Raw genomic sequence first — 10,301 nt, forward strand, 5'->3', positions numbered from 1 at the left:
TCTCGTGGACAGAGGACGACCTCCCCAACACGGGTAGATCATGCGGGACGACCCGTTTTGATAAGGGGTCACCTCATGGCATGGATCATGCTTGTTTTTGCCGGAATTCTAGAAATTGTCTGGGCGGGCGCGATGAAGCAATCCGCCGGTTTTACGCGGCTTTGGCCGACTGCGATTATGGGAGTTTCCATGATTGGGTCGTTTGGGCTGCTGTCGCTGGCGATGAGAGAGCTGCCGCTGAGCACCGCCTATACGATCTGGGTTGGCATCGGCGCGGTCGGCGCGTTTGTCGTCGGCGTCACCGTGATGGGTGAGGCGCTGACGCCCATGCGCCTGCTGGCCGCGGCTTTGACTATCGCCGGGATTGTAACGATGAAACTGGCCTGATCAGGCGTGTTCCAGCGCGTCGATAATGCCCGAGAAATCATCCGCCTTCAGGCTGGCGCCACCCACCAGTGCACCGTCCACATTTGAAACGCCAAAAATCTCAGCCGCGTTCGATGGCTTGACCGAGCCACCATAAAGCACGCGGACCGAACGGCCGACACCCTCACCAAACCGGCGTTCAAGACGAGCGCGGATGAAATCGTGCACGGCGCCGATTTCGTCCAGCGTTGGGACTTTGCCGGTTCCGATGGCCCAGATCGGTTCATAAGCGACGATTAGGTTCTCGCCGGTGGATTGATCTGGGATCGAGCCTGACATCTGACCGCCGATGATGTCCAAAGTGTTCGCAGCCTCGCGCTGTTCCAGGCTCTCACCGACGCAGATGATCGCGTGCAATCCCGCATCCATCACGGCGCGGGCCTTGGCGCGTACATCCTCATTTTGCTCGCCATGGTCCACGCGACGTTCCGAATGACCCAGGATTACCGCCGAGGCGCCCGCATCCCGCAACATCTCGGCGCAGATGTCGCCGGTATGCGCGCCGGCGTTTTCCGCGTGGCAATCCTGGCCGCCAACGGCCACACCAGAACTTTCGACGGTTGTGGCAGCACGCTCCAGCAACGTGGCTGGAGGACAGATCAGGATATCGACCCCGGGCGTTGGATGGCGCTCGGCCAGAGCCATAAGCTCGGCAAGGGCCGCGCCGGTTCCGTTCATTTTCCAGTTTCCAGCTGCCAGCTTGCGCCGCATATTCGTTTCTCCTGCTAGATCCGCGATTTGCCTTTCGGATAGCACCGTTGATCGGGCCTTACAATTCCGGTTGCAGTTCCGGCTGCACCTCGGCACGGTCCGCCGTGATTCGGTGAGGGCGCCATGATTGATAATCTTGATCTCGAAAAACTGGATAGCCGCGACAAAGACGAACTTGCCCGGCTTCAGCAAGCCATCGGGCAGGTGGGTTTTTTGACCATCGGGAATACTGGGCTTTGTGCTGAACGGGTGCAGCAGGTGATTTCGACTTACTTCGATTTCTTCCGGCAGCCTGAGCAGGATAAGAAACTGGTCGATATGGCTGCGACCGGGTCAAACCGGGGTTGGGGCGCGCCGAAATCCGAACAGGTGGATCCGAACGCCAACCCGGATTTCAAAGAGGTCTTTGATTGCGGCTATGAACTGCCTGAATTGAGCCCCTATCACGCGCGAAAACTGAGCGTCTATGCGCCGAACCAGTGGCCCGAGGCACCGGAAGGGTTCGAGCAGTCCATCCGTGCCTATTATGCGGATGCGTGTGGTGTAGCGATGCGGGTGCTACGCGCCATCGCCGTCGCGCTGTGTCGGGATGCTGACAGTTTCGACACGGCTTTTGACACGCCAATGGCGCTGCTGCGTGGGAACTATTATCCGCAGCGACCTGTCTGGGCGCGCGAGAAGGATTTCGGTATTGGGGCCCATACCGACTATGGCTGCCTGACCCTGCTGGCAACCGACGGAACTGCGGGCCTTGAGGTTCGCATGCCTGACGGGACCTGGGAAAGAGTCGAGGCCGCACCCGGCACATTCATCATCAACTTTGGTGAAATGCTGGAGTTCTGGACAGCGGGTCGCGTCAAGGCGACCGAACACCGGGTTGTTGGCGGGGCGCATGAACGGATTTCGGTCCCGTTGTTCTTTAACCCGTCCTACGACACCAATGTCGCGCCGCCTGAGTCAGATCAGGTGATTTCGGCAGGTGAGCACCTGACGAAACGCTTCAACGAAACCTATGTGCATTTAAAGTCGGCCTAAGCCTGTGAAGACAGACTTTCGTCAAACTTGATCGACTCGCCGCATCCGCAAGCGTCGACTACGTTCGGGTTTCTGAACTTGAAACCGGATTCCAGCAGTGAGACCTCATAATCGATCTCGGTTCCGAACAAGAACATCTGCGCCATTGGGGCAATCATCACGCGTGCGCCGTCTTGCTCGACGACCTCATCATGAGGATCGGCCTCATCCACGTAGTCCATGGTATATTCCATGCCCGCGCAGCCGCCCTTTTTGACACCGATGCGCAAACCGGCATGTCCGCCCGTTGTCATCAGGCGGGTGATCTGCTCTGCAGCTTTGGGCGTCATGGTCACGGCCTGTTTGCCGGGAATGCCGAACATTTGTGTCTCCGTCATCGCGCGATACTGTTAACTTAGGGGCGTCGACCGTCAGGCTCAAGTCAGAGCAGTTGAAAGACGCGATTTTTAGAGTAGATCACAGCGAGCCAAACGGCTTGCCTTGGTGCCGAGAGTGCGCATAGCGTGTGGGCAAGGCATTTGGCGGGGGACGTATTGCTCCGTATTCAGGTAGAAAAAGGGCATAAAAATGAGGATTCTATATACCAATATTAATGTAATCACGCGTGCGATTTCGGGCGCTTGCACAGTGTTTCTGCTGGCTTCGTCCGCGCAGGCCGAAACCGAGGCAAAGCGCCACCCTGTTAGTTGCGCCACAGCCGAGGGTGATTTGCGGGCCATTGACGCCGAAAAGAAACATGCCGAGGATAAGCAATTGGAAAGCGTGGCTGCGATCACGCCGGCCGGGGCCTTGCTGGGGCTTGTGACAGGAACGGAGGGCAAGAGGCTGCAAATGCTTTCGGGGGATTACATCAAGGCGCTCAACGAACGCGAAGCCGAAATCAAATCAACCTGCGGTCTGAAATAGGCCCTGGATATCGCGTCTTCTACAAAGGAAAAGACCGCTCTCGGGCAAGAGCGGTCCAAATTCGGGGCCTGGCGACGGGGGGCGGCGCATTGGTCACGGCCCAAGCGCATCACTTCGTTCAACCTGTGCGATTGCAGATGCGCCGTATATGTCCCGCAGCAATGTGACAGGCGGCACACAGCAAGGTAACGCAAAAGCTAATGTTTTGTGACAATTGGCGCTAACTGGGCTGTGAAGGTCGAATTACATAAAGCCCAGTTCAAGCCGTGCTTCGTCGGACATCATGTCCATGCCCCAAGGCGGTTCCCACGTCAGTTCGACATCAACCTCTTTCACGCCAGCCACGGGTTCGATGGCTTCGACGATCCAGCCGGGCATTTCCCCGGCAACCGGGCATCCCGGTGCAGTCAGAGTCATGATCACTTTGACGGCGTTGTCGTCCTTGATGTCGATCGTGTAGATCAGGCCCAAGTCATAGATATTGACTGGAATTTCAGGGTCATAGACCGTGCGGCATGCGTCTACCACATGCTCGTACAGGGGGTGTTCGATGGTTGATGGCGCAATCAGTGGTGCACCTTCAAACTGTTCGCTGGGGTGAGTCATCTTTGCCTCGGGTCAGTTGCCTGACCGTTTATATAGGGAATGGTGTGCCCAGCGTCCAGTCATGCAGGCTGGGCAAAACCTTAAGGGTGTCGGTCATTGATATCGTGCTGGAATGTTTTCACTTGGCCATGCGGCAGCGCGAACATCCGGCGCAGGATCAGCCAGGCGATCAGGGACAGAACCGCAAAGATCAGCAGCAGGATGGGCAGCGATGGCGTGACACCTGGGATGACAAGTATCAGACCAGTGATCGCGGCCCCGATCGCAAAGCCCAGAAAGATGAACCCGGGCAGCACCAGTTCCAGTATGCCGAGCGCCAAGGCGCCCGCCAACCAGATCCACCATGTCAGCCAAAAGGGATCAGCCATTACTTTGCCCCTTTCAGCATTTTGAACGCATCGCCAAACGCTTCCAAGGCGTTGGCTGGAACAACAATGGTTTGTTTGCCCGTACCATTGCCCAGCGCGTTAAGCGATTCCACCTGTTTCAGGGCAACCTGATACTGAGCAGCCTCAATCCCGTTATCCTGAATGGCTTTGGCCACAACGCCGGTCGCATAGGCTTCGGCATCGGCCTGAATGCGGCGGGCTTTGGCCGATTGTTCGGCGGCATATAACTCAGCATCTGCCTGCAACTCCACCGAGCGTTTCTGGCCTTCGGCCTCAGTCACTTGCGCACGGCGCGCGCGTTCGGCGTTCAGCTGCTGTAACATCGCGTCGCGCGTCGCCTGGTCAAGGTTTACGTCCAGAATTTCAGCACGCGTTACCTCGATCCCCCAGTCATCCACGGCAGTTTCAACGCTTTCCTGAATGCGCGAGATCAATTGAGACCGGTTCGATTGAACCTCATCCAGATCCATTTTACCGATCTCAGCACGGACAATGCCGGCGACGGTTGTGGCAATCGCACCGTCTACATCGCGGATACGGTAGACTGTCTTTTCCGGCTCCAAAATCCGGTAGAAGACCGAGGTGTCGATCTGAACCAACACGTTATCCTTGGTGATCGCGTCCTGGGTCGCATTTGGCAGCTGGCGTTCCAGTATCGAGATCTTGTGGCGTGCAACATCCAGAAACGGAACGATAAAGTTGATTCCGGGCCCAAGCACCGAGTGCAGACGCCCGAACCGTTCAACCACGTATTTTTCTGACTGAGGCACAATCTTGATGCCTTTGAGAATAACAATAACCACCAGTACGGCGGCCAGCAGGTAGATAATGTTCGATGAAAGCAATCCGATGATCTGCTCTTCTGTCATATCTGTCCTCATTTATTGTGTACTATAGTATACATTTGGGGATTGAGTCGTCCGATTTCAACTCTGGTATGGCGTGAATGCCGTGGGTTGCAAATAGCGTTGTGCGTTTGTGAAGAAGACAGTGATCGCTTTGCATCTGCCTGCGACTGCGCTATCGGAGCGGGATGAAACTGATAATTGATACAGACCCGGGCATCGATGACGCCATGGCCATCGCCTACGCTGCCGCCGCACCCGAGATTGACCTGATTGGCCTGACCACCGTTTTTGGCAATACACATGTCCACCAATCCAGCCGGAACGCCCGGTTTCTGGTCGATAAGTTGGGTTTGGATATACCCATTGCTCAAGGCGCGACCGCGGCTCATGGTAAAGACGATCACAGCCCATCCGAGCATGTGCACGGGCCAGAAGGATTTGGTGATCTGACCGATATCCCTGAGATTGGGCAGAACCATGATCTGACGGCGTCTGAGTTTCTGGTTGAAATGGCGCGCGAACATGCTGGCGAACTGGTGGTCTGTGCCGTCGGTCCGCTCACCAATATCGCTGATGCGATGGCGCTGGACCCGCAGTTCTCAAAGAACCTTGGCCGTTTGGTGATCATGGGGGGCGCTGTCTATTGCCCGGGCAACATCACCCCGCATGCCGAAGCCAATATCTATCACGATGCGCATGCCGCCGATGCGGTCTTTGCTGCGCCACCACAGACAGTTCTGGTGGGTTTGGATGTGACGTTGAAAACGCTGTATCAGAACGCGGATTTTGAGGCGCTGGCACAGAAATCAGCCGATATGGGTGTGTTTCTGCGGGACATCTCCAAGTTCTATTTGCAGTTCTACAAGGAAATCGGCGGCTTAGATGGTTGTGGCCTGCATGATTCCACTGCGGTGATCGCCTGCACCCATGGCCACATGTTCGACGTGGTTCAAACCGGGTTGCGGGTCGTTACCGAAGGGGATTCGTTGGGCGCAACGGTACCTCACAACCAACGCCCACCTGTGACTGTCTGTCGGGACGTAGACGGCGCAGGGGTGGTTGACCTGTTCACGGCCCGAGTCGCCTCGCTGCCCTGACGGGTTGCAAAGCGCTTGCGGATCGGGCAAAGGCTGCCCGGTTCCGCGATCTGAGATGTTGATATGACCCAGCCGTTTTCGTTTGACCTCAAAGCCACAGATGGCAAGGCCCGTACAGGCGTGATCCACACACCACGGGGTGAAGTGCGCACACCTGCCTTTATGCCGGTGGGAACAGCGGCGACCGTCAAGGCGATGATGCCCGAAAGCGTGCGCGCAACGGGGGCCGACATCTTGCTAGGGAATACCTATCATCTGATGCTGCGGCCCACCGCTGAACGGATCGACCGGCTGGGAGGCCTGCACAAGTTCATGAACTGGCACCGGCCTATTCTGACGGACTCAGGCGGGTTTCAGGTCATGTCACTGGCCGGGCTGCGCAAACTGACCGAAAAGGGCGTGACCTTCAAATCCCATGTGGATGGGTCAAAACATGAACTTACGCCGGAACGGTCGATGGAAATCCAGCGCCTGCTGGGCTCGGATATTGTGATGTGCTTTGATGAATGCCCGTCGCTGCCTGCTGATCGGGATCGGATCGCCGAATCGATGCGCCTTTCGATGCGGTGGGCCGAGCGGTCTCGGGATGCGTTTGGCGACCGCCCCGGCCATGCATTGTTTGGCATCATGCAGGGCGGTCTGGAACAGGACCTGCGGGAAGAAAGCGCCCAAGCACTAAAAGCGATTGGTTTCGAGGGCTACGCCATCGGCGGTTTGGCCGTGGGTGAGGGGCAGGAGGCGATGTTCGACTGCCTTGATTATGCCCCGGGTTTCCTGCCCAGCGACAAGCCGCGGTATCTGATGGGCGTGGGCAAACCCGACGATATCGTTGGCGCGGTTGCGCGTGGCATCGACATGATGGATTGCGTTTTGCCGTCGCGTTCGGGCCGCACGGGCCAGGCATTTACGCGGCGCGGGGTCGTCAACATCAAAAATGCGCGCCATGCCGATGATCCGCGCCCGCTGGACGAGGAGTGCTCGTGCCCTGCTTGCTCGAACTATTCGCGCGCGTATTTGCATCACGTGTTCCGCTCGAATGAAATGATCTCCGGCATGCTGCTAACCTGGCACAACCTCCATTATTTCCAGGACATCATGCAGGAAATGCGGGATGCGATTGCAGCCGGAACCTTCGACGCGTGGCAGGCTGATTTCCATGCAACACGCGCGCAGGGTGATATCGAGCCGCTTTAAGAAACAGCAGCAAGATCTTTCCAGAATTTCGGTGGATATCTCGGTCCGGTGCCTTGCAGTCCGGAAAACCTCGGGTCATGCTGCGAACTGAGACATGATGGTGAGGTTGAAATAGGGCCCTAATAGCCCCACCTTTAACCATCCAAGACAGGAGATGGCCAAGCGTTGCCTCAAACAGGGACCAGAGCCGTCTTGCCAACGATAAGGATAGAGCATGCAAGAGCCTCTGAATTCCTCATACCCCGTCCTGCCGCTGCGCGACATTGTGGTGTTCCCGCATATGATCGTGCCGCTGTTCGTGGGCCGAGACAAATCGGTCCGCGCGCTGGAAGAGGTGATGCAGGATGATAAGCAAATTCTGTTGTCCAGCCAGATCGACCCCGGTGTCGATGACCCGGAAGTGGACGGCATCTATCAGGCCGGCGTTCTGGCCAATGTGCTGCAACTGCTGAAACTGCCCGATGGCACCGTGAAGGTGCTTGTCGAAGGTCAGGCGCGGGTGCAGATCACGGAATTCCTTGAAAACGATCAGTTTTTTGAGGCACGCGCCGAGTATCTGACCGAAATCCCCGGTGATGTGACCACCACGCAGGCGCTGTTGCGCACTGTTGCGGATGAGTTTGAGCGCTATGCAAAAGTGCGCAAGAACATCCCCGAAGAGGCCCTGACCGCAGTTGGTGAAACCACCGAGCCTGCCAAGCTGGCCGATCTGGTCTCGGGTCATCTGGGCATTGAGGTCGAACAAAAGCAGGAACTGCTGGAAACCCTCAGCGTCAGTGAGCGGCTTGAGAAGGTCTATGGCCTGATGCAGGGCGAGATGTCGGTTCTGCAGGTCGAGAAAAAGATCAAGACCCGTGTCAAATCCCAGATGGAGAAGACGCAGCGCGAATACTATCTGAATGAGCAGATGAAGGCCATTCAGAAGGAACTTGGCGATGGCGAAGACGGCAGCAACGAAGTTGCCGAGCTGGAAGAAAAGATCAACGAGATCAAACTGTCGAAAGAGGCGCGTGAAAAGGCCGAAGGCGAGCTGAAAAAGCTACGCAACATGAGCCCGATGTCGGCTGAGGCCACGGTCGTGCGCAACTATCTGGACTGGATCCTATCGTTGCCGTGGGGCACCAAATCCCGTGTCAAAAAGGATCTGGGCCGCGCGCAGGACATTCTGGATGCCGATCACTATGGGCTTGAGAAGGTCAAGGAGCGGATCGTTGAATATCTGGCGGTTCAGCAGCGTTCGAAAAAGCTGAAAGGCCCGATCCTGTGTCTTGTTGGCCCTCCGGGTGTGGGTAAGACCTCGCTGGGTAAGTCGGTTGCCAAAGCCACGGGGCGCGAGTTCATTCGCATCTCGCTGGGTGGTGTGCGCGACGAATCCGAGATCCGCGGTCACCGTCGGACCTATATCGGTTCGATGCCAGGTAAGATCATTCAGGCGCTGAAAAAGGCGAAAACCACGAACCCGCTGATCTTGTTGGACGAAATCGACAAGATGGGGCAGGATTTCCGCGGCGATCCGGCTTCGGCCATGCTGGAAGTGTTGGACCCGGAACAGAACAGCACGTTCATGGACCACTACCTGGAGGTCGAATATGACCTGTCCAACGTGATGTTCCTGACCACGTCGAACAGCTACAACATGCCTGGGCCTCTGCTGGACCGGATGGAGATCATTCCGCTGGCCGGTTACACCGAAGAGGAAAAGAGCGAGATTGCCAAGCAGCACCTGATTAGCAAGCAGGTCAAAAACCATGGCCTGAAAGCCAAGGAATTTGAACTGACCGATGAGGCGCTGCAGTCGATCATCCGCACCTATACCCGCGAGGCGGGCGTTCGGAACCTTGAACGTGAGATCGCCAAAGTGGCGCGGAAGTCGCTGACCAAGATCATCAAGAAAGAGGCCGACTCGGTTACCGTGACGCCTGAAAACCTGGATGATTTCCTTGGCGTGCCCAAGTTCCGCTATGGTCTGGCTGAGCAGGACGATCAGATCGGCGTTGTGACTGGTCTGGCCTGGACGTCGGTTGGTGGAGACCTGCTGCATATCGAGGCGCTGAAACTGCCCGGAAAGGGGCGGATGAAAACCACCGGTAAGCTGGGCGATGTGATGAAAGAATCCATCGACGCGGCCTCGTCTTACGTGCGGTCGATTTCGCCTAAGATCGGGGTGAAGCCGCCTCAGTTCGACAAGATCGATATCCACGTGCATGTGCCGGATGGCGCAACGCCCAAAGATGGCCCGTCGGCCGGTCTGGCGATGGTAACGTCGATTGTATCGGTCCTGACCGGTATTCCGGTACGCAAGGATATTGCAATGACCGGCGAGGTGTCCCTACGCGGGAACGCGATGCCGATTGGTGGCTTGAAGGAAAAACTGCTGGCGGCGCTGCGTGGCGGCATCAAAACGGTTCTGATCCCGGAAGAGAATGAAAAGGATCTGGCTGAGATTCCCGACAATGTGAAAGAGGGCCTGCAGATCATCCCGGTCAAACATGTCTCGGAAGTGCTGGAACAGGCGCTGGTGCGCGAGCCCGAACCCATCGAATGGGACGAGGCCGCTGAAGAGGCTGCAGCGGCGGCCGCCAAAGCAGCCGAGAGTGCGGGTCCGGCAGCGACGGCGCACTGAACTTTACAGCAGAAATTGGAAAGGCGGGCTTTAAGGTCCGCCTTTTTCGTATCTAGAAGCTGTTAAGTTGGCAAAGCCTATGGATTTAAGAGTAAGTTTTCATAGGAAAGAATGGTGGGTGATAAGAGATTTGAACTCCTGACATCTTCGATGTGAACGAAGCGCTCTACCACTGAGCTAATCACCCATAGCGCGTGCTGTTATCGCGTCCTAATGGCCCGCGCAAGCCCGAGCGGCCCGGAAAACGCTGTTTGACATACGAAAATGGGGCCTTTGATTTCGTCCGCATGGAAAAATCCGGCTTCTGTCAAAAAACTTCAAAACGCCGCTTGACGACGTCGGGGCGGGGCCATAATACACCCCAACGTTCCATCGGGAACGGGCAGTGGGCGGTTGTAGCTCAGTTGGTTAGAGTACCGGCCTGTCACGCCGGGGGTCGCGGGTTCGAGCCCCGTCAACCGCGCCA

The 10,301-nt window shown here is 56.9% G+C and carries 11 protein-coding genes and 2 tRNA genes; 7 read left to right on the forward strand and 6 right to left on the reverse strand.

The features are described from left to right. The first annotated feature begins 75 nt into the window (after positions 1-75). Positions 76-387 carry a DMT family transporter gene (locus tag AC2FGE_RS19865; protein ID WP_496821037.1) on the forward strand — a complete coding sequence of 104 codons (312 nt, stop codon included), beginning with the start codon at positions 76-78 and terminating at the stop codon, positions 385-387. Here the strand turns inward: AC2FGE_RS19865 and tpiA are convergent, their stop codons facing one another. Further along, the gene (tpiA, locus tag AC2FGE_RS19870) at positions 388-1,137 is read right to left on the reverse strand and encodes a triose-phosphate isomerase (protein WP_496821038.1); all 750 of its coding nucleotides are present in this window, start codon (positions 1,135-1,137) and stop codon (positions 388-390) included. A 123-nt stretch (positions 1,138-1,260) separates the two neighbouring features. Between tpiA and AC2FGE_RS19875 the strand changes: the two genes are divergently transcribed. Beyond that, on the forward strand, positions 1,261-2,172 hold the full coding sequence (locus AC2FGE_RS19875) for an isopenicillin N synthase family dioxygenase (protein WP_496821039.1): 912 nt from the start codon (positions 1,261-1,263) through the stop codon (positions 2,170-2,172). Here AC2FGE_RS19875 and AC2FGE_RS19880 read toward each other — a convergent pair. Then, positions 2,169-2,534, reverse strand: a complete 366-nt coding sequence (locus AC2FGE_RS19880) for a HesB/IscA family protein (RefSeq protein WP_170536994.1) — start codon at positions 2,532-2,534, stop codon at positions 2,169-2,171. The two genes, AC2FGE_RS19875 and AC2FGE_RS19880, sit on opposite strands and share 4 nt — an antisense overlap. A gap of 205 nt (positions 2,535-2,739) precedes the next feature. Between AC2FGE_RS19880 and AC2FGE_RS19885 the strand changes: the two genes are divergently transcribed. Next, complete coding sequence (locus AC2FGE_RS19885) at positions 2,740-3,078, forward strand: hypothetical protein (RefSeq protein WP_496821040.1); 339 nt, start codon at positions 2,740-2,742, stop codon at positions 3,076-3,078. A 243-nt stretch (positions 3,079-3,321) separates the two neighbouring features. Here the strand turns inward: AC2FGE_RS19885 and AC2FGE_RS19890 are convergent, their stop codons facing one another. The 3 genes from AC2FGE_RS19890 to AC2FGE_RS19900 form a co-directional block, all read right to left on the reverse strand. Then, a complete protein-coding gene (locus AC2FGE_RS19890; RefSeq protein WP_496821041.1) occupies positions 3,322-3,684 on the reverse strand; it encodes an SUF system Fe-S cluster assembly protein in 363 nt (120 codons plus the stop codon). An 80-nt stretch (positions 3,685-3,764) separates the two neighbouring features. Beyond that, positions 3,765-4,052 carry an NfeD family protein gene (locus tag AC2FGE_RS19895; RefSeq protein WP_496821042.1) on the reverse strand — a complete coding sequence of 96 codons (288 nt, stop codon included), beginning with the start codon at positions 4,050-4,052 and terminating at the stop codon, positions 3,765-3,767. Beyond that, positions 4,052-4,942: an SPFH domain-containing protein gene (locus tag AC2FGE_RS19900; protein ID WP_496821043.1), complete on the reverse strand. Its 891-nt coding sequence runs from the start codon at positions 4,940-4,942 to the stop codon at positions 4,052-4,054. The genes AC2FGE_RS19895 and AC2FGE_RS19900 overlap by 1 nt, the downstream gene beginning before the upstream one ends. A gap of 164 nt (positions 4,943-5,106) precedes the next feature. On the opposite strand from AC2FGE_RS19900, the gene AC2FGE_RS19905 reads away from it, so the two are divergent. The 3 genes from AC2FGE_RS19905 to lon all read left to right on the forward strand — a co-directional run bounded on the left by AC2FGE_RS19905 (position 5,107) and on the right by lon (position 9,835). Beyond that, positions 5,107-6,018, forward strand: coding sequence for a nucleoside hydrolase (locus AC2FGE_RS19905; RefSeq protein ID WP_496821045.1), 912 nt, complete (start codon positions 5,107-5,109; stop codon positions 6,016-6,018). Positions 6,019-6,081: 63 nt separating this feature from the next. Beyond that, positions 6,082-7,212, forward strand: coding sequence for a tRNA guanosine(34) transglycosylase Tgt (tgt, locus tag AC2FGE_RS19910; RefSeq protein WP_496821046.1), 1,131 nt, complete (start codon positions 6,082-6,084; stop codon positions 7,210-7,212). Positions 7,213-7,426: 214 nt separating this feature from the next. Beyond that, the gene (lon, locus tag AC2FGE_RS19915) at positions 7,427-9,835 is read left to right on the forward strand and encodes an endopeptidase La (RefSeq protein ID WP_496821047.1); all 2,409 of its coding nucleotides are present in this window, start codon (positions 7,427-7,429) and stop codon (positions 9,833-9,835) included. 112 nt (positions 9,836-9,947) lie between these two features. Here the strand turns inward: lon and AC2FGE_RS19920 are convergent. Beyond that, positions 9,948-10,022: transfer RNA gene (locus AC2FGE_RS19920), tRNA-Val, on the reverse strand. Positions 10,023-10,224: 202 nt separating this feature from the next. Between AC2FGE_RS19920 and AC2FGE_RS19925 the strand changes: the two genes are divergently transcribed. Further along, a tRNA-Asp gene (locus AC2FGE_RS19925) sits at positions 10,225-10,301 on the forward strand.

Source organism: Ruegeria sp. YTSA075, from assembly GCF_059610245.1.